We start from the raw sequence: 19941 nt of genomic DNA, 5'->3' as shown, positions 1-19941 counted from the left end.
TCAGCGCCACACGGTTACAAGCATGGCAGGCCTCTCTGTAACTTACACTCCCAGTTGAATCTGCGTGAATAGGATCGAGGATACAAGCAGGTGATTGACGTTGTAATTGCATGTGAGCAACAATAAAAGGCCGGAAGAAGAGATCGTCACCAGCGTTGGCACCTCGGCACCTCTAAAAATCTACGTTGATTCGTGAATTTGCCTGTCAGATTTCTTGTAACTCCACTGTTTACAACGTTGTAATCGCGATTACAACGTTGTAAAGAACTGTACCATATAAAATTTACCATTGTCAATATATTTTGACGTTTGTATTGACGGTCATAAATTTTTAATGGTATAGTTGTTTGACGTTGTATTTCATGGAGTTGTGGGAAAAGGAATAAGAAACACGTGCCAACGACGCTCAAAGATGTCGCATTACGCGCTGGGGTTTCTATAAAAACGGTTTCCAATGTGATTCATGGCCAGGTGTATGTCACTGATGAGAAGCGCGAGCGGGTTGAAGAGGCACTCAAAGAGCTGAACTACCAGCCCAACCTCTCGGCACGCTATCTGCGCAAGGGACGTGTGGGTGTGATTGGCCTGGCTATCCCTGAACTCTTAAACCCTTATTTTGCGGAGGTCAGCAATACTGTTATCTTGGCTGCGGGGCGCCAGGCGTATACCGTCCTGGTGGATACGACTGGGGGGGAACGCGCCAATGAGCGGATCGTCATCAATGGATGGCGTCCGCAGCTCTTGGATGGGGTAATCTTAAGTCCCCTGGCGCTTGAGCAGGAGGATCTGCAACCGGGCCTGGTTGAGACGCCCGTGGTGCTGCTGGGCGAGCGCTTCCTCGATGTCCCCCATGATCACGTGGCGATTGATAACGTTGCCGCGGCTTATGAAGCCACCTACCACCTCTTGCGCCTGGGCTACAGGCGTATCGCCGCCATTGGCCTGCGCATCGATGTCCCCGACGAGACCGAAACGTCCAAACTACGCCTGCGTGGCTACCTGCAGGCCTTACAGGAGGTTGGCATCTCCTCTGATAAGCAACTGATTACCACAACCGAAGCCTTCTATGATCGCGAGAGTGGCTATAGCGCTATACGTCGTCTGTTCGCTGATGGCGTCGTTGTGGATGCCATTTTTTGCTTCAATGACTTGATGGCGTTGGGAGCCATACGTGCCCTCTATGACATGGGATTGCGCGTGCCCGAGGATGTCGCGGTCATCGGCTTTGATGATATCGAGGAGGGGCGCTACGCCTTCCCATCCCTGACGACCATTTCGCCCGACAAAAAACTGATTGGCGAGACGGCGGTCGATTTCCTGCTGGGGCGTATCGAGGGCACACGTGATGTACCACCAGAGCGTGTGTATATCCCTTTCCGGCTCATCGAGCGCGAAAGCACAATGGGGCGTGCGTGGGGAGGAGAGCGGAGGGATGTGCTGAAAGATCATGCATGACCTTTCAGCACATCCCTCCGCTCTTAAACGGACGCCGGTGGCACGCCAAACAGGACACGCAGGTAGTCGTTGAGGAAGAGTCCCTGGGGATCAAGCTGTGTCCGGATGCGCTTGAAGTCCTCCCAGCAAGGGTAGAGGCTCGCCAGTTGCTCCGCTGTGAGAGTATGCATCTTGCCCCAGTGGGGGCGCCCCTGGTAGTGTTGATAAATCTCCTCGATGGCCTGGAAATAGTCTTTGTAGCGCATCCCCCGATACATATGCACGGCGATATAGGCGGAATCACGCTGGTAGGCCGGGCTGAGCCAGATATCATCACCCCGCACGAAGCGGCATTCGATGGGGAAATGGACCTCAAAGTTGTGCTTCTCGATGCAACGCCGGACCTCGGCGAGGACAGTGGTGAAGTGCTCGGCGGGAATATTGTATTCCATCTCCTGGAAGCGCACCCAGCGGGGGGTGGCAAAGATCAAATGGCTGTAGTCAACCTCGTCCACGGGGGAGATACCCATGGCGGAGATGCGGCTAATAGTAGGCGTCAGGCGAGGGAAGAGGCGACAGGCCTCCGAGAGCAGCCAGTAGAGGCCGTTCTCCAGCGCGACCTGGTTAATCGTGCTCCAGAGACTTCCAGCGTTGGGCGCGGCCTCCGTTTCATTGGCAAACTTGGTCTGAACCCACTTTGTATGCGGGAGCCAGTAAAATTCGAAGTGGCTATTCTCCTGTTTGTAGCTCTCCAGGTGCTCCAGGCAGCTTTCAAGGCTCTCGCGATGGCTGCGGTAGTGCAGGCGCTTGCTGGGAACGGTGCGCAATTTGATGTGTGTGAGAATGCCCAGGCTGCCCAGCGAGACCTGCGCGGCCTTAAAAATATCGGGGTGCTTTTCAGGTGAGCATTCTAGTTCTTCGCCCTGCGCTGTCAGCAGTGTCAGGCCAACGACCTGCGTCGCGATGCTGCCAAACTGAATGCCGGTACCGTGCGTACCCGTGCTGATGGCGCCAGCAATGCTTTGCACATCGATATCACCCAGGTTCTCTTGAGCTAAACCATGTTCGTGTAGCAATTTGCCCAGTGTGCTTAGTTTAGTGCCTGCGCGTACAGTAACAATGTCCTGTCGCTCGTCCACCTTCTCGACATGCTCAATCCCCTGCCAGTTGTCCAGCGAAATAAGGATATCATTAGTCTGTACGAGGGGCGTGAAGGAGTGTCCTGCACCGACGACGCGCACCTGTCCACCTGCTGTGCTCGCCTGGAGGACAAGCTTACGTAGTTCCTCTATCGTGCTTGGGTGCGCGAAGTTCTGGGGTGTGCAGGCAACCGAACCCGACCAGTTGCGCCAGTTACGCGCGCTTCCCGTGCTGGTTGGGGCCATCAAACTCTTCTGGCTCATATCTATTCCCTCTTACAACTCGTTTATAAAAAGCATTTACCGTCGCCGCGATAGGTAGTTACCTCGTCGATGATTGTGCCGGACTGCACCAGCAGCAGGTGCGTAAAGCGTTCGCAGACCTCTCCCGCCTTGGCGTGGCGCATAAAGATAGGGTCTCCCGGGTGGAGGGAGAGCTTTCCCTTGTAGTGGACTGGTGTTTGCACCTCTCCTGCGCCCTCCATGGGGTCCAGCCTGGCTCCTTTGGGCAGATAGGGCTGAGGCTGTTTATCGAGTCCGACCGCGCCAGAGGCCGTGTAGCCTCCTCCCTGGCAGGTATAGATTTGAGGCTGAGGTCGGCGGACGATTTCGATGGCGTAGCCAAGCGCGGGCTGATAGCGAAACGCCTGGTAGTTATCAAAGAGAGTGGGCGCGTAGAAGCCTGAGCCGACCGTGATTTCGGTGACTGCTGTCTCTGTGCGGGTAGTGTGTACGCTTCCGGTCCCGCCGCCATTGACGATGCGTAATGGAAGCCCCGCCTCCTCCTGAATGTAGCGCACGATCTCTGCTCGCCTGCGAGCAATATCTGGGAGCGAACGCCGCTTGAGCAGGCGGACGAGGGTATTTTTTGCGCGCTGGCCTGCGAAGGCGTCGCCTACTCCCGCGATCTGGGCCTCGTAGCCCATGACGCCATCAAGCAAGACATGCGCTGAGCCCTGGATATGCTCAACCAGTGGACGCACATCCGCGACGGTGCGCAGGGGTGAGCGCCAGACGCCGAAGTGCAGCCCCGGCAGGGGTAGAGACATATCAATATCCAGGCAGAGCGGCAGGCGTACGGCGAATTGCTGCGCAACGCGCTCCGCCTGCGCGATCTGCTCCAGGCTATCGACCATCAAAACGGCGCGTTTCCCCTGAGCATTGACGCGGGCAATCTCGGCGAGATCCTCCTCATTCCAGGTGGGATAGCCCAGCAGCAGGTCATCGAAGCCCTGTTCCGCCAGGAAGGCCGCCTCACGCGCGGTAAAGCACATAATGCCCTGAAAGCATGGGTTGGCTTCCAGGATGCGGCGCAGGATAGCGGTACTGCGGATAGACTTTGACGCCAGGCGAATATGCTTCCCTCCCGCCTGGGTGGCGATGCGCTCGACGTTCTGCTGTAAGAGGTCAAGATCCACAAAGGCGAAGGGCTTTCTCCGTGCTTTAAAGATCTCGCGGTAATACTCATAGCGCGCATCAAGCTGCTCTGGAGGATGGAAAGAGACAGATGATGCAGAGCCCGTTTGTGCTGTAGTCAAAAATTCTTCTTTGTGTGTAGACATGGCAGTATCCTTTATGCAGGCAAAATGAGAGGTCCTGTTTGGATAACTTGCCCCTGAGTGTAGCATCTAGAAATGCGCAGCGTCAAGCAAGCAATAATAAACGAGCTAGCCACGAATTCATGCGCTCTAACGTGTGAAAGGAAAAGGGCTCGCAGAAGGATGGAGCCGTTCAAGAAGGGGAGATGCTATGTCGACACGTGCGCGTGAGGCCGATGCCCAGGAGTATCCATCGTGGATCAATGATGCCGTTGCCGGATGTGTAGCGACCGCGCCAATGACGCTGTTTATGCTGCTAACACAACGCTTCTTGCCGCATGGGCAGCGCTACGATCTGCCACCCGAGATCATCATACAAGACCTGGCGCGGCGAGCGCACCTTCATTGGCTGCTCAGCAAGCGCCAGGTCTTGCTGGCGACGCTTGTATCTCATTTCGGCTATGGAACTGCTATGGGCCTGTTCTATAGACCTGTCGAGCGCTATATGCCCGGACCCTCGCTGGCGAAGGGAGGCGGCTTTGGCCTGCTTGTCTGGGTCGCAAGCTACCTTGGACTCCTGCCTGCGCTGGGACTGGTAGAGTCAGCCTACCGCGAACCCGGACGGCGTAACCTGATGATGATCGCCGCCCACCTGGTCTGGGGGAGCGCGACGGGCCTGCTTGCGTCCCTGTTTGCCAACCGACGCTAGGTGAAGTAGGGTTGTGTGCGTTGCTCAAGAAAGTGATGGATGCGCAGGCGAATAGAGGGATGCATGCTCAGATACTCTATCTCGCAGGGGAAGAAGAACGCGACTTCGAATGACTCCGCGCTGACGCGTAACTTGCCACCAAGGAGAATACAGGCAAAGCAGACCGAGAACTGTTGTCTGACCTCGCCATCGCTAAAGGCAATGATGTGGCGCGGATCTGAGTAGATACCCACAATCCGCTCTGGTTGGACATGTAAGCCCGTCTCTTCCCGCACCTCGCGTACTACTGTCTTGCCAATAGACTCGCCTGGCTCCATTGCGCCACCGGGCAGTGCCCAGAGATTATTATCGCTGCGCCGATGGAGTAAAATGCGGCCCTGCTGATCACAGATAATCGCTGATGCCGCGGGCACCAGGCTATTGGGTCTGGGGGCTTGAGGGTCATTATAATAATCGATGCGTGCCATTGCTCCATGCCTACTTCATATAATCGCCTGCAGTTGCTATTGTAGCATAGGAATGATGGTATATGCTGCTCTGTTCTCCCGTATAGGAAGAAAATAGTGGTCTATGCTTGTACACTCTACCTCTGCCGCTTATTGGCGCTTCATTGAAGGCGACCTGCCAGGCAACACTTCTACTTAAGATTTTGTCGATATTGCATACACCGTATTAATGATGTTAAAATAAACCCATGCACCTTCCCAATCGCAAATGTTCTTTCGCATTCCTGGCGTTGTGAGTAAGAAGAAGCCTCACTTTTTGCAAGTGATCATGTTGTATATATATTTATATATGCGCACAAATTCCATCTTACCCTTTGCCAGGCGATCTCTCTTAGTATCTTCTCCTCCTGTCTCTGCACCCTTCAATAGCTTCGCCTACCACCTGTTATTTTTTACGCATGAGGTGAGCATGTTTGTCTATCGAACATAACTGATACTGGAGAACGCGGGCGCTGCTGCCTGTGGACATCGCGTGCGAGTTGCGTGGAGGCTCGTTGGAGCGCCTACCTGGAGGGAAAGGGCTTGTTAAAGGTTAACGCGTGTGACATGCAGAGCGCTAGGCGTTGGCTTGTAGTGTAAGGCTCAACCTGCCGGTTCGTGTGCCTGCACATCATCTCTCATGAATACGGCTGCCTGGGCCTGATAAGATGAGGAGTACAAGGATGAGTAGCTCGATTACGCGTCGTCAATTGCTTGTTGAGGGCAGCAAAGTTGCTGTAAGTGCCAGTGTGCTGAGCGCACTACTCGCCGCGTGTGGGGGGGATTCGGGGTCGGGGAATCAAACAAGTGATGTTTCCTTACGCTATTGGGTGCTTGGCTATTCGCCCAATGGTGGTAACCAGACGGGTAAGCTAACCGATGCCGCGGTCGCCGCTTATAAAAAGGCTCACAAGAACCTGAAGGGGGTGACGATTACAGGTTATACAGGCGATCAGAGTGGCTTCACTAAGCTGACACAAGCGGTGCAGGGAGGCAGTACCGTGGATGTATTTCGCCTGCCATCCGATGTCCTGCCAACCCTGGTGCGCTCGGGGACGGTTGCGCCAATTGATGACTTCCTCACGGCAGACGACAAGAGCGATATCGCCTCTAACCTTCTTGACGCGGTTTCGACTGATGGCAAACGCTACTCCTGGCCGCTCTGGGTGCCGCCTGTGGGCATGTATCTCAACCTGGATATTTTTAAAGAGCGAGGCATCGATGTTCCCAAGGATGATTGGACCTATGAGGAGTTCGTGGATATCGCCAAACGCCTCACCTTCAAACGCTCCAATGGCCAGCAGGTATATGGCTATAGCGGCGTCATTGATCCCGGCGTCGTCAATACCTGGCCCTTTATTATGGGCGATGGGGCCTATCCGCTGAGCAAAGATAACAAACAGTATACCTTTAACACCCCTGAAGGCGTGAGCGGTCTGCAAAAGCTGATGGACCTGGCGCTGAAGTATAAGGTCACGCCTCCTGACTTTGGTACGCAAACCCCCACTGACATGGTCACCGGCTTTAGCCAGAAGAAGAACTACGCGATGTATAGTGAGCCCAGTGGTTCCTCCGCGACCTATAAAGCCCTGGGGATGAACTTTACAGTCAAGTCGATGCCCATTGGCATGAGTGGCAAACCGCTCACAACCGGAGGCATTGGCCTGATCTCGGTGGCGAACCTGCAGGATGAGAATAAGCTTAAGGCCGCCATGGATCTGGCGCGCTACCTGACAAGCTCGCAGGTGGGTCACGATATTACTGGCTACTACCTGGCGCCCGGAGCGCGTAAATCGGTCGACGTGAGCAATCCTATCGCTCTGTTCAAGCCGTTTGTGCCTTATACCTATATTACCCCGATTATCGCGCAGTGGCCGCAGATTCGCACGATCCTGCACGATCAGATCCAGAAGGCCGTCCTGGGCAAGGTCACAGCCAAAGACGCGCTCAACAATCCCGCCAGCGAGGTCAATTCACTGCTCAACGGCTAAACACTTTACAAGTTGATGATGTGGTGGAGGTGTGCAGCTATTGGCCGCACACCTCCACCACATCATCAACTGAAGCCAGCGCACAGGCGCGCGGCTTCAGGCACATCACTCGCTATAGCGTCAATATTAGGAAGAGACCTATGTCACATTTCGCACTTGAAAAGCAGGCTGGCCAGCGGCAACGCGGCGTCGTTGCCAGCCTGAGGCGCTTCTTCAAAGCATATGGGTGGGGATATGCCTTTATCCTCCCCAGTATGCTCGTTTTCGCTATCTTTACGCTCGCGCCCGTGCTCTGGGCACTGCTTATCTCCTTTCAAAGCTATGATTATACCTTCGTCTGGAATGGCAAGTGGGCGGGCTTGAGCAATTATGTACATGCCTTTACGACGCAGGGTGGCGTCTTTGGCCAGGCGATCAAGAATACACTCTACTATACTGTGATCACGGTCACCGCCAATATTCTGATTGCGCTGATCCTCTCCAGCCTGATTCAGGGGCGCAGCAAGCCCTGGCGCACCTTCTTTCTCTCGGCGTTCTATCTGCCCGCCGTTACCAGCGTGGTTATTATTGCCATCACCTGGCGCTGGATCTATAACAGTGAGTACGGCTTCCTCAACTATATCCTGGGTACTTTCCACCTTGCCGCTGTGCGTTGGCTGTCAGACCCCAATATTGTGCTCAATAGCATTACGCTCTCAACCGTCTTGACCGTACCGGCGACGGGCGTGGTGCTCTTTAATGCGGCGATGGGGAGTATTCCCACGGAGTACTATGAGGCCGCCATGCTGGATGGTGCGGGTCCCCTGCGCCGCTGGTGGCATATTACCCTGCCGCTGATCAGGCCCACTACCCTGTACCTGGTGGTGCTCTATACCATTGCCAGTTTTGAGGTCTTTGAGAAGGTCTTTGTGATGGTTCCCGCTGGCGTCGGCGATAGTGCGCAGGTCATCGTGACGCAGATTTACCAGAACGGCTTCCAGCAGTTTCGCTATGGCCTGGCCTCGGCGCAGGCCTTTGTCCTCTTCTTGATGATCGCGGCGGTCGCGCTGGTCCAATTCCGCTTTCTCAGATCTGATGTGGAGTATTGATAATGGCAAGCAAATCAGTTTCTTCGCGTCCACGGGCTGCGCGTATTCGTCTCTGGCACCCATCGAAGGGGCTTGCCTGGCTGGTCCTGGCTATCACGACCTGTATCTCGCTCTGGCCGATGTACTGGCTCTTTGTGACCGCCCTAACGCCGACCACCTTTGTCTTGAAAACGCCGCCTGATGTTGTGCCATTGCATGCAGACTTCTCGAATTTTCAGCGTCTATTGAACCAGGCGAGCGATTACTGGATCTGGGCGCGCAATAGTATCGCTGTTGCGCTATGTGTCACACTCTTCCACGTTTTCTTTGACACACTGGCGGGCTATGCCTTTGCCAAGAAGCGTTTTCCGGGGCGCAATGTGCTCTTCTGGACTGTTATTGCGACGATGATGGTGCCAACGTATGTGACACTGGTACCAATGTATCTCGTGACACGTAATCTGCAACTGCTCAACACGCTCTGGGCGGTGATTCTTCCTGGCTTTGCCAGCGTCTTCGGCATCTTTCTGATGCGCCAGTATATTCAGACTCTGCCCTCAGAGTTGATGGATGCGGCGCGCATCGATGGCTGTGGTGAGCCAGGAGTCTTCTGGCATGTCATCCTGCCGCTCTCCAGGCCCGCCATTGGCGCGCTGGCCATCTTCACCTTTGTGCGCCACTGGAATGACTTCCTTTGGCCACTGATCGTGCTCAATGATGGCTCCGCCTATACCTTGCCAGTTGGCGTGGCTGGCCTGCAAGGCGAGTTCTCCACAGATTATGGCATCATCTTCGCGGGCGCGGCCCTGGCGGCCCTCCCCATGATTATCTTCTTCCTGATCTTCCAGCGCTACTTCCTGGAGGGCGTCCGTATGGGAGCCCTCAAGGGATAAAGGAGCATGGTTAAAATAGTTTTGCCGGCTTGAGCCGGCAAAACTATTTTAACCATGCTTGACGCCTTAACGCTGTGTTACGGGTTGCCAACGAACTGGCGTGCCTTCGTTGTGCATGCGATCAACGGGGGTAATGTAGTAGGTGTAGTTTCCTCCTGCCTGGATGCTGGTATCCATGAAGGCGTGCTGATAATTGTTCTGGAGCTTGGGGAGAATCGTCAGGATGTTGGTGCCAGTGTTGAAGTCGGTTGCCTGGGTTGCGCCGTTGCTGCTGAATCGATAGATCACATATGCTATTGTGCCGTTATATGGTGCGTCGTTCCAGTGCAGGGTGATCCCTTGCGTGGTCTGTTCCGGCGGTTGCAATGTGAGAGATCGCGGATTTGTGCGCGGGAGCCAGGACATGGTGGGGACCAGTGCCGGAGTGTGATAGATGGTGCTACTCAGACGATCTTTGAATCCCAATGGATTGGCGTGCAGGCTGGACAGGCTAAAGAAGATGCTACCCTGGACCTGGGGATATTGCAGATTGAGCGCGAGCTGATTGGGCATCTCATCGGGAGATTGCCAACCTGTTGTCTCACTGGTACCGATCTTGTAAACTCCTTGCCCGATATAGAGCTGGACGCGGCTCCGGCTGACCTCGTTGGCCCACCAGGCGACGAGCTTGTCATAGGCGGCAGGCGTGAAGCCAATACTCCAGTAGATCTGTGGAGCGATATAGTCGAGCCAGTTGTTTCTGAGCCAGGTGCGGGTATCGGCGTACAGATCATCATAGCTGGTCTGCGTGGCGGCGGTATCCGAGCCGGTGGGATCGACAGCTTTGTTGCGCCAGACGCCAAAGGGACTGATGCCAAATTTGACAAAGGACTTAATCTGCTTGATGCGCGTGGAGAGTTCATAGATGAGGAGATTGATGTTGGCTCGCCGCCAGTCATCCTTTTTTGCAAAGCTTCCGCTGCCATAGCGTTGATAGGCGGCGTCATCGGGGAAGTCCTGATTGCCAACCTTGTAGGGATAGAAGTAGTCATCCAGGTGGATGGCGTCGATGTCGTAGTTGCGTACCACCTCAAGAATACTATCCTCAACATATTGGCGTGCCGCGGGCACCCCGGGATTATAGTAGAGCTTTCCTCCATAGCTCACGACCCAGTCGGGGTTCAGGCGTGCCGGGTGATTAGCGACGAGCTGGTTAATATCACCTTGCATGCTAACCCGGTAGGGATTAAACCAGGCGTGAAACTCCAGTCCCCGCCTATGCGTTTCATCGACCATAAAGGCCAGGGGATCATAGCCGGGATCCTGTCCCTGTGTGCCCGTCAGGTAGGCCGACCACGGGGCATAGCGTGATGGATAGAATGCGTCAGCAGTGGGCCGTACCTGGACGACGATGGCGTTCATGTTCATCTGCTGCATTTCGTCCAGGTGGGCCGTATACTCTTGTTTCTGTGTGTCGACGGGCAATCCAGGCTTCGAAGGCCAATCGATGTTTTGGACGGTGGCGAGCCAGGCGGCACGCAACTGGCGCTTGGGCGCGAGCGTATCCGTTGATCCCAGGCGCTTACCTGGGCCGCTTGTGGCACCATACGTGCTGGCTGTGCCTGGCACCAGGCTCAGGGCGAGCAGGGCGCAGAGCAACGCGGAGAGTGACATGAGTTTGCCCATGAGGCGTGCTGGCAGTGGTCTCATCGTGTGACATCTCCATCTCTTGAGTGCGGAAATTGAAAGAAGAAAACGAACATTCTTATATAAATTGTATTGTAACACGCTATAAATAGTTTTGTATTCGCATAGGCTTTTAAGATTATATATACATGTAAAGCGTGCATTTAGGGGTTATTGTTGAGTCTGCTGGCGAAGCCAGCAGACTCAACAATAACCCCTAAAACAACCTACCAATAATTTCCAGGAATGTGGTAGAATTCGCTACGGTGAATGCTGGCCCCGAGGAAGAGGTCTTTTGTAGCGTGTATTTCGTAGAAGATCTTTGGCCTGGGCAGCGTTGTGGAATTGAAGAACGAACAGAACAACACATGAGGAGTATACTAATGGCAATAGCACCAGGAACAACTATTCTGGATTATGCAGTCCCCGCGCGACGGACATCACGTGTCGCCAGCCTGGGGCGTGATGGATTGCTCATAGTGAGTGCTAGTATTTTGATGGCCCTGGCCGCGCATATCGGTTTCTACCTCCCCTTTACCCCGGTTCCTATAACACTACAGACATTTATGGTCTTGCTGGTAGGGGCGGCTCTGGGCAGCAAGCGTGGCGCGCTGGTAATGCTGCTGTATATCGCTGAAGGTGCGGTCGGCTTGCCAGTCTTTGCGAGTGGGGGTTCTCCTGCCAGTCTGATCGGGATTACTGCGGGCTACATCTGGGCCTTTCCTATTGCGGCCTTCGTGGTTGGCTGGCTCTGTGAGCGTGGCCTGGATCGCAGCTACCTGACCTCGATCTTTGCCATGCTGCCCGCTGTGGTTATTAACCTGGGTCTGGGTGTGGCCTGGCTGGCTATCTTCGGTCTGCCCATGGCGCACGGTGTGAATCATAGCCTGGGCGCGGCCCTGCTGGCGGGCGCGGCCCCCTTCCTCCCTGGCGAGGCGTTCAAGATGATCGTTGCCGCGGCCCTGCTGCCCACCGCCTGGGCTATTGTACGCCGCGTCCGCAAGGAGCAGGAGTCCTAGCATCGCCTGAGTGTGATGAATTGATCGAATGCAATATTGGCCTGGCAGTTGGCATGGAACGTGTAGGGTCCATGCTGGCATGGACTACGAGCGCAGCGATCTCCCGATGGCTGAACCTCAGCTTGTAGGCCGAAGAGTCCATGCTTGCATGGACTCTACAAGCGCTTTGCATACTTCTATCATAGAATGTCCCCAGCAATCTCGGATTGCTGGGGACATTCTATGATAGAAGTATGTGTGATCGATAGCATTCTCATTCACCTAAGTGTGATTGATGATGTTATCGCTCAGGCGAGTGTGATCGATCGCCCACTTGAAGGCTGGCTTTCGTTATGCAACCGATCCACTGCGGTGACATAGTACGTGTAGGCGTGACCGCTCTGGGCGCTTGTATCGACAAACTGCTGCTGTGTGCTCTCCTCTTGTAGCTTGCGCAGCGTTGTGAGGATGTTGGCGCTGTTGTCAAAGTCCGCCTGGGTAGGCACAATCTTGCCGTCGAAGCGATAGATCACATAGTAGGCCGTTGTGTTGTGAGGGAGATCAAGCCAGCGTAGACTCGCGCTGTCCTGTTTCGGTCCGCTAGGCAGGAGTACCACGGGGCGTGGAGCGGTACTATCCAGCCATGGCATGGTGGGGACCAGTGCCTTCTGCTTATAGATATCGTTGACCAGGCGGTCTTTAAAGCCTAGTAAATTGGCATTGAGATCTTTTAAGCTAAAGAAGATGCTGCCCTGAACCTGGGGATATTGCAGGTTGAGTGCGAGCTGATTGGGCATCTCGTCCGGGTTGAGCCAGTTCGTCGGACTGCTGGTGCCGATCTTATAGGCGCCTTGCCCGATGTAGAGCTGGACATGCGTTCCGGCGACCTCGTTGGCCCACCAGCTTACAAGCTTGTCGTAGGCTGCGGGCGCGAAGCCGATATTCCAGTAGATCTGGGGCGCGATATAGTCGAGCCAGTTGTTCTTGATCCAGAGACGTGTGTCGGCGTAGAGGGTATCGTAGTTGGTCTGACCGGCGGTGGTATCGGAGCCAGTTGGATCAACCGATCGATTGCGCCAGACACCAAAGGGACTGATGCCAAACTTAACATAAGGCTTGATCTGTTTGATCCCGCTTGAGAGCTCCTGGATCATCTGGTTGACATTATCGCGGCGCCAGTCGTCCTTATTGGCGAAGCGAGCCGCGCCATACTGCTGGTAGGTGGCATCATCGGGGAAGTCCTGGTTGCCGACCTTGTAGGGATAGAAGTAGTCATCCAGGTGGATGCCATCAACGTCGTAGTTGCGCACAACCTCCAGGATGCTCTGCACCACAAACTCGCGAGCCGCGGGAATACCGGGATTGTAGTAGAGCTTGCCGCCATAGCTCACGACCCAATCGGGATGCAGGCGTGCGGGATGATCTGGCACAAGCTGGTTGATATCGCCTTGCATGCTAACTCGGTAGGGATTAAACCAGGCATGAAATTCGATATTGCGCTTATGTGTCTCATTGACCATAAATGCCAGGGGATCATAACCGGGATCTTTCCCCTGCACCCCGGTTAAATATTGGGACCAGGGGCCATAGTGTGATGGATAGAACGCATCGGCAGTGGGTTTCACCTGGACGACAACGGCATTCATATTCATCTGCTGTAGTTCATCTAGATGCGTCAGATATTCCTGCTGCTGCGTGGCTGCGGGCAGGCCCGGCTGTGATGGCCAATCGATATTTGTAACTGTAGCGATCCAGGCGGCACGTAGCTGGCGCTTGGGTGAGTCTGTACTTGTGGAAGAGAGGGCATGGTTGGCTGTCGTGGACGTTTTGCTTGTTTCGTGGGCTGAGGCTGTTCCTGGTACTATGCCTAAGGTCATGAGGGTGCAGATAAGCACACCTATAGATAGGTGTTTTCCCAGGTGATGAAGTCGTTTAAGTGCTAATCTCATCGGCGAGCTTCTCCTTCTGCATGGGGGATCTACTGAAGAAAGCGGACAACATTGTACAGGTTGAAATTGTATCATACAAAGTCTGCCTTGTTGAGTGAAATATGCTATTTGTGCTAGGAGGCTCTGAAAAAGAGCATCACATTGTCTGTGTTTGTGAATATAATGGGCCCTGGCAACCTGAGGTTGCCAGGGCCCATTATATTCACAAACACAAGTAATTTACGCCTTGATGATGCCGTACTGCAATTTCATGAGGAGGATGCGCTGGAGGGATTCATCGATACGCTTTTCTGTTAAGCGCCCATTCTGGATAGCATCTTTAAAGGCCTGCACGACCTCGGCTACCTGGGAGGAGGTGTAGGGTCCCTCGATCAGGTCGTTGCCTGCGATGATCGAGAGAACGGCAGACTCGGCCAGGCCCCAGCGTTTGAGACCACCCATATAGAGGCCATCCGTGATCACCACACCGTTATAGCCGAGCTGTTTGCGCAGGACGCCATCGATAGCCTTGGGCGAGAGTTCGGCTGGCATGTCGGGATCAATGGCCGTGGTGATCACATCGGTCGACATAATCATGGCGGGCTTCTGCGTCGCGATCAGTTTTTTATAGGGTGCCAGGTCGTACTTTTGGAGTGTATCCATGCTGCTGGAGACGACGGGTAGAGTGTCATGAGGATCGTCCGCACTTGTGAGTGATCCCAGACCAGGGAAATGTTTCAAGCAGCCAATAACGTTATTTTTCTGCAAGCCATTCAGAAAGGCACCCGCGTAGGTTGCGACGGAGTTGCCGTCTGTGCCAAAGGTGCGCGAGGCGAGCAGTGGAGGTGTCGCCGTCTGCACATCGACGACGGGGGCAAGGTTCACATTAATGCCAACCTGTTGCATGTGGTTGGCATCTTCCTGTCCCGCCTCCAGGGCTTTGTTCGGGTCTCCGGTGGCAGCCAGATCCTCGGCGGAGGGGGCATCGCCAAACAAGGTGCTGAGCTTATTGACAACCCCGCCTTCCTGGTCGATGGCGATCAGGAGGGGAATCTTGGCGTCTTTATTGGCTGCGTCCACGACCTGCTTTGCCCCCTCGATGGTGTTGGAGGGATATTCAAAATTGTGATTTATTTGCTGATAGAGATAGCCACCCACATGTTGTTGCCCTACCATGTAGGGGAGAGCAGTGTTAGCATAGTCTGAACCGAAATATTCGACAATGATGAGCTGCCCAATTTTTTCATCGAGAGACATACCTGAGATCAATGCCTTGACTTTGCTGAGGCGTTGCTGTTCAAGTGTGTTTTCATACGAGTTCTCGTTCCCTTTGGAGGCAGTGGCCTGGCTGCCTTGGGAGGATGTATTTGGTGAGTTGCCCGTTGTCGCATCTGCGCAACTGGTAAGAAAGAGGAGGAGGCAGCAGACGCAGGCAAGAAACGATTTTAAAATATGTTGATGGGTCGATTGTGTGCGTTTTAACGGATAGTTTTGCATAGTAAATTAAAGCTCCAGCAAAAAAACATTTGCGGTATCATATGATGGCATCATGCCATTCCCTACTTACCATAACGCAAAGCCCCCCCGTTTGTTTTCAACAAAAACCAGAGGTCCCATAAAGGAAGCAATTAAGCCTGCGAGGCGCGCCACAAGTGGCTACACAATGCAAAATCCAACTTACTACTCAGCGCTCGGGATGGGAGTGGTGTGGATAGGCCGAAGTCATGAGAGGCGAACTCAGGCTTTGATAATGCCATATTGCATCTTCAGCAAGAGGATGCGCTGGAGGGATTCATCGATGCGCTGCTCGCTTAAGCGCCCATTCTGGATGGCGTCTTTAAAGGCCTGCACGACCTCGGCTACCTCTGAGGCGGTGGTGGGGCCCTCGATCAGGTCGTTGCCCGCGATGATCGAGAGGACGGCGGCCTCTCCTAGCGTCCAATGATTAATTATGCCGCCCATATAGAGTCCATCTGTAATCACCACACCGGTATAACCGAGCTGTTTGCGCAGGACGCCATCGATGGCCTTGGGCGAGAGCTCCGCTGGCATATCGGGGTCAATGGCTGTGGTAACCACGTCGGTCGACATAATCATGGCGGGTTTCTGCGTCGCGATCAGTTTTTTATAGGGTGCCAGGTCGTACTTTTGGAGTGTATCCATGCTGCTGGAGACGACGGGTAGAGTGTCGTGAGGATCGTCCGCACTTGTGAGCGATCCCAGACCGGGAAAGTGTTTCAAGCAGCCAATAATATTATTTTTCTGCACGCCATTTAAGAAGGCGCCTGCGTAGGTCGCGACAGTATCGCCATCCGAACCGAAGATGCGTGATTGGAGGAGCGGAGGTGTGACCGTTTGCACATCGACGACGGGCGCAAGATTAGTGTTTATGCCTAGCTGCTGCAAGTGCTTGGCAGCTACCCGCCCCGCCTCCATGGCCTTGTTGGGATCGCCGGTGGCTGTCAGGTCTGCCGCAGCCGGTGCATCCCCAAAGAAGGTCGCGATTTTATTGACTAAGCCGCCCTCCTGGTCGACGGCGATCAGCAAGGGAATCCTGGCATCTTTATTGGCTAAATTCCCCACCTGCTTTGCCGCGTCAATAGTATTGAAAGGAGGGTCAAAGTTATGGTTTGCTGCCTGGTAGAGATAGCCACCTACATGCTGTGCAATCATGGCGGGAAGTTCAGTACTAGCATAGTTGCTATAAAGATACTCGACGATGATGAGTTGCCCGAGCTTTTCGTCGAGAGACATGCCCGAAATTAAGGCTTTGACTTTGCTGAGGCGTTGCTGTTCGAGTGTGCTTTCATATGTGTTTTCGTTCCCTTTGGCCACAGCGGCCTGAGATGACGTGCCTGATGGATTGGCAGCTGCCATATCTGAGCAACCTGTGAGAAAGAGCAGTAAACAGCAGAGGCTTGTAAATAAAGATCTTGAAATATGCTGATTGGTTATCTGAGTGTGTTTTAGCAGGTATTTTTGCATAATTGATATGTCTCCAGCAAAAATATTTATGGCGTTCTAGGAAGGCATCGCGCCATCCTCACTTACCATAACGCAATAAGTTCCCTTTTTGCCCCTGAGAAGACCAGATGTCCCATAAAGGAAGCAATAAAGCATTCGAGGCACACCAAAAAAGGCTGTATTACAAGCGAGAAGACGCCAGCCATTTGGACATGCCTCCTTTTCGCGATACTATAATGAGAGTGCGTAGATAGATACACAATGTTGTGTGTCATTCAGGGTATCGATTACAAGGAGTTATGATATGCCACGCGCCGTTGATTTTCATGTCCACCTGCCGACTACGGAGTTTATGCAGGTGACGCTTGGCCCATATGCCAGGGCCGCTGAGAAGTTCTTCCGCACCGAAGTCAAGCTTAAAGATATCGAGCAGATCGCCGCCGATTACGCCGAGTTAGATATGATCGGTGTGCTGCTAGCCTGGGACGCCGAGACCGCGACTGGCCTGCCCCCACTGGGCAATGACTATATTGCCGAGATTGTGAAGCGCTACCCGCAGCAATTTATTGGCTTTGCCAGTGTCGATCCCCATAAGGGCAAGGTCGCCGTGAAAGAGATAGAGCGTGCTGTGAAAGACCTCGGGCTGGGTGGGGCCAAGTTCCATCCAGGAGTTCAGGCCTTCTATCCCAATGATCCGCAATTCTATCCATTGATGGAGAAGATTCAGGAATTGGGCATTCCGGCGCTCTTTCACACCGGAACCAATGGCCTGGGAGCTGGCACGCCTGGTGGCATGGGCATCAAGCTTGACTATACACGCCCGATCTACCTGGATGCCCTGGCGGCTGACTTCCCCGGCCTGACGATTATTGGCGCTCATCCCTCCTGGCCCTGGCATGAGGAGATGCTGGCTGCCATGCAGCATAAGACCAACATCTATAACGACCTCTCAGGCTGGTCGCCCAAGCGCATCCCCGAGGTATTGTTGCGCGAGGCCGCGACACGGATGCAGGATCGTTTCCTCTTTGGCTCCGACTATCCCTTTATTACCCCCCAGCGCTGGCTGCGCGACTTCGAGGCCTTTGACTATTTTACGCCTGAGGCACGCGAAAAACTGATGTGGCGCAATGCGCAGAAGCTCCTAGACCATACCGCCGTGGCCCAGATGAAATTCTCTGGCTAGCCTGGGGCTTTTCATTTCTCTTCTCGCTCTTACCTCGGCTCGCTACGCTCGCCTCGGGGTAGGGGAGTGTGTGGGAAACGGCAGAGCCGTTTCCCACACACTCCCCTACCCCTGAGCACCGCAGGCGCGAGGGATCTCCTGAAAGGGGCGTTTCGTGCTAAAAAAACTGACTAAAAGCCTGGAAATATTGACATAGCTGTATTTGCTACCTATACTGGTGAGGCAAGACACGCTCAAGCGGACGAAATATGAAGAGGGGATAGGTCATGTCATTTACTCAAGATGAGCTACAAGCATTTACTACCATTCTCGATCAACGGCTGAGCGCGCATCGACGCGAGATGGAGCGCTCGCTGGATAGCCGCTTTGCGACCTTGCGCCGCGAGTTTGAGCAGCGCCTCTCCTCACTCAACCAGGAACTTTTACGTACTATTCCTCGTCGCTTGAATGAGCAGCATGCGCGCACGCTGGAGGGGCTGAGCCAGATCGTCTCTTCCGGGCAGGAGCATGCGGACCAGGTTCTGGCGCGCCACCTGGAACAGCGCGAGGATCGCCAGCAGGGACAACTTCAGCATACCATGGAGAACGCCCTGGCGGCCCAACTATTGGCCATCGAGGAGCTAATCAAGCAATATACTCAGAGTGACTTTGCAACCTTTGGGGAGGGTGGCACCGAACTGGAGTTGAGTTCCGAGTACGACTCGATAGAGTTACAGACCGAGATTCCCTGGGATGAGATGGCGGGCGTCTTTGACAAGGTGCTGGAGCAGCGCCTGAGCGTCCTCGATGATTCCATGCACGGTATGCTCAAAGAGGTCCAGAACTACCTGGTGGTCCAGATGCAGAGTCTGCACGCGGACCTCATGCAGCAGCAGCCCGCCTTTGCCAGCAATATTACCAATATTGAAGAAATGCTCACTAGTATCCAACAATTGGAGCATATCATTGAATCCATGCAGGTGGCGATGAACGCCAATCACGCCCTGCTCTCGAATCGTATCTATCATCACCAGCAGCTCCCCCTTGAGCGCGCGCATCCCAATAATCACTCCGCGCGCCCCTCAGCGCTCTCTGCCAACGGCAAAAAAACGCCCTTCCCTCTCCTTCTGGAGCAGGAAGATCCCACCGGGGAAGCCCCCTCCACACCAGAGTAAATGGTAGTATGCCTCCCGTTGTTTGGTAGCGAGAGGCATACTATTCCCACGTGGGAACATCCTTGAGGATCGAGCACATCATGTGGTAGTAGTACATGGCTATCTGCCTGGTCGTGTAGGGCCTTCCCTGCTCTAGCCACCAGGTGATGGTATCAACCAGGAGCGCGGCAATTTGGGCGGGCACAAATCCGTCCATCAACACGCGAGAAACTCCGAGATTCCCGTTGAAAGCCTTTACCAACTCCTGGAGACGCTCGCTTATCATATCGGCGAGATATGCCCGCATGTTCATTACAAACCAGGAACTCCCCCTCTTGCCAAGCAGCGCCCGATACAGCCTCTCATATTCCGCAACATGCTCGAAGAGTTCCACATATGGTAGGGGCGTGGGAATGGCTTCCTCGGCATATTTGAAGAGTTGGGTCCAGGACTGCGCAGGGGTTTTGGGGTCAGCAGTGCTCAATGCATCGCGACGAAAGACATCGAAATCCCGGTTTATAGTAATGACGGTCTCCTCAAATAGTTTCATGACCAGGTCGTATTTATCCTCATAGTAGCGATAGAAGGCGGTTCGGCTGACCATCGCACGGCTTGCAACCTCTCCAACAGTGATGGCATCGAAACCGCGCTCTTCTATCAAGGCGATGAACGCATCCCGGATGAGCTTCTGGGTGCGCCTCACACGCAAATCACCAGGCGAGTGTGACATCTTGCGCTCCTTGTTACATATCTAACAGTTGGCTCCGATTGTGGCTTGTTTCCAGCCAGGAGCCAGGCTACACTTGGAAAGAGA

16 protein-coding genes are annotated in these 19941 nt (G+C 54.2%); 8 read left to right on the top strand and 8 right to left on the bottom strand.

Annotated features, from left to right (window positions below; all coding sequences use genetic code 11):
- Positions 1-393: 393 nt before the first annotated feature.
- Positions 394-1455 carry a LacI family DNA-binding transcriptional regulator gene (locus KRAC_RS59235; RefSeq protein ID WP_007923403.1) on the top strand — a complete coding sequence of 354 codons (1062 nt, stop codon included), beginning with the start codon at positions 394-396 and terminating at the stop codon, positions 1453-1455.
- A 23-nt stretch (positions 1456-1478) separates the two neighbouring features.
- Here the strand turns inward: KRAC_RS59235 and KRAC_RS59230 are convergent, their stop codons facing one another.
- Together KRAC_RS59230 and KRAC_RS59225 are read right to left on the bottom strand one after the other, a co-directional pair.
- Positions 1479-2837 carry a D-arabinono-1,4-lactone oxidase gene (locus KRAC_RS59230; protein WP_007923401.1) on the bottom strand — a complete coding sequence of 453 codons (1359 nt, stop codon included), beginning with the start codon at positions 2835-2837 and terminating at the stop codon, positions 1479-1481.
- Positions 2838-2860: 23 nt separating this feature from the next.
- On the bottom strand, positions 2861-4201 hold the full coding sequence (locus tag KRAC_RS59225) for an amino acid deaminase/aldolase (RefSeq protein ID WP_007923399.1): 1341 nt from the start codon (positions 4199-4201) through the stop codon (positions 2861-2863).
- A 121-nt stretch (positions 4202-4322) separates the two neighbouring features.
- On the opposite strand from KRAC_RS59225, the gene KRAC_RS59220 reads away from it, so the two are divergent.
- Entirely contained in the window at positions 4323-4820 is a 498-nt protein-coding gene (locus tag KRAC_RS59220) for a DUF6789 family protein (protein WP_007923398.1), read from the top strand.
- Here the strand turns inward: KRAC_RS59220 and KRAC_RS59215 are convergent.
- On the bottom strand, positions 4817-5287 hold the full coding sequence (locus tag KRAC_RS59215; RefSeq protein ID WP_007923397.1) for an NUDIX domain-containing protein: 471 nt from the start codon (positions 5285-5287) through the stop codon (positions 4817-4819). The genes KRAC_RS59220 and KRAC_RS59215 overlap by 4 nt on opposite strands.
- Positions 5288-5988: 701 nt before the next feature.
- On the opposite strand from KRAC_RS59215, the gene KRAC_RS64845 reads away from it, so the two are divergent.
- The 3 genes from KRAC_RS64845 to KRAC_RS59200 all read left to right on the top strand — a co-directional run bounded on the left by KRAC_RS64845 (position 5989) and on the right by KRAC_RS59200 (position 9256).
- The gene (locus tag KRAC_RS64845; RefSeq protein ID WP_007923396.1) at positions 5989-7296 is read left to right on the top strand and encodes an extracellular solute-binding protein; all 1308 of its coding nucleotides are present in this window, start codon (positions 5989-5991) and stop codon (positions 7294-7296) included.
- A gap of 140 nt (positions 7297-7436) precedes the next feature.
- Positions 7437-8384 carry a carbohydrate ABC transporter permease gene (locus KRAC_RS59205; protein ID WP_007923395.1) on the top strand — a complete coding sequence of 316 codons (948 nt, stop codon included), beginning with the start codon at positions 7437-7439 and terminating at the stop codon, positions 8382-8384.
- A gap of 2 nt (positions 8385-8386) precedes the next feature.
- Positions 8387-9256, top strand: a complete 870-nt coding sequence (locus tag KRAC_RS59200; protein ID WP_007923393.1) for a carbohydrate ABC transporter permease — start codon at positions 8387-8389, stop codon at positions 9254-9256.
- Positions 9257-9322: 66 nt separating this feature from the next.
- Here the strand turns inward: KRAC_RS59200 and KRAC_RS59195 are convergent, their stop codons facing one another.
- Positions 9323-10945 (bottom strand): glycoside hydrolase family 10-like protein, encoded by a 1623-nt coding sequence (locus tag KRAC_RS59195; RefSeq protein ID WP_007923392.1) that lies wholly within the window; start codon positions 10943-10945, stop codon positions 9323-9325.
- Between the two features lie 359 nt (positions 10946-11304).
- On the opposite strand from KRAC_RS59195, the gene KRAC_RS59190 reads away from it, so the two are divergent.
- The gene (locus KRAC_RS59190; RefSeq protein ID WP_007923391.1) at positions 11305-11940 is read left to right on the top strand and encodes a biotin transporter BioY; all 636 of its coding nucleotides are present in this window, start codon (positions 11305-11307) and stop codon (positions 11938-11940) included.
- A 287-nt stretch (positions 11941-12227) separates the two neighbouring features.
- Here the strand turns inward: KRAC_RS59190 and KRAC_RS59185 are convergent, their stop codons facing one another.
- From KRAC_RS59185 to KRAC_RS59175, 3 genes are all read right to left on the bottom strand, one after another.
- Positions 12228-13796 carry a family 10 glycosylhydrolase gene (locus KRAC_RS59185; RefSeq protein ID WP_052569466.1) on the bottom strand — a complete coding sequence of 523 codons (1569 nt, stop codon included), beginning with the start codon at positions 13794-13796 and terminating at the stop codon, positions 12228-12230.
- A gap of 291 nt (positions 13797-14087) precedes the next feature.
- Positions 14088-15344 carry a glycoside hydrolase family 3 protein gene (locus KRAC_RS59180; RefSeq protein ID WP_007923389.1) on the bottom strand — a complete coding sequence of 419 codons (1257 nt, stop codon included), beginning with the start codon at positions 15342-15344 and terminating at the stop codon, positions 14088-14090.
- Between the two features lie 240 nt (positions 15345-15584).
- Entirely contained in the window at positions 15585-16724 is a 1140-nt protein-coding gene (locus KRAC_RS59175; RefSeq protein ID WP_244422653.1) for a glycoside hydrolase family 3 protein, read from the bottom strand.
- Between the two features lie 391 nt (positions 16725-17115).
- On the opposite strand from KRAC_RS59175, the gene KRAC_RS59170 reads away from it, so the two are divergent.
- Both KRAC_RS59170 and KRAC_RS59165 read left to right on the top strand, forming a co-directional pair.
- Positions 17116-17994, top strand: coding sequence for an amidohydrolase family protein (locus KRAC_RS59170; protein ID WP_007923382.1), 879 nt, complete (start codon positions 17116-17118; stop codon positions 17992-17994).
- Positions 17995-18260: 266 nt separating this feature from the next.
- Positions 18261-19148, top strand: coding sequence for a hypothetical protein (locus tag KRAC_RS59165; RefSeq protein WP_007923381.1), 888 nt, complete (start codon positions 18261-18263; stop codon positions 19146-19148).
- A gap of 40 nt (positions 19149-19188) precedes the next feature.
- Here the strand turns inward: KRAC_RS59165 and KRAC_RS59160 are convergent, their stop codons facing one another.
- Complete coding sequence (locus KRAC_RS59160; RefSeq protein WP_007923380.1) at positions 19189-19857, bottom strand: TetR/AcrR family transcriptional regulator; 669 nt, start codon at positions 19855-19857, stop codon at positions 19189-19191.
- Positions 19858-19941: the final 84 nt, after the last annotated feature.

The organism is Ktedonobacter racemifer DSM 44963, assembly GCF_000178855.1.
Lineage (GTDB): Bacteria > Chloroflexota > Ktedonobacteria > Ktedonobacterales > Ktedonobacteraceae > Ktedonobacter > Ktedonobacter racemifer.
Note: the sequence above shows the minus strand (reverse complement) of the source record. Positions and strands in the feature narration are given on the sequence as shown.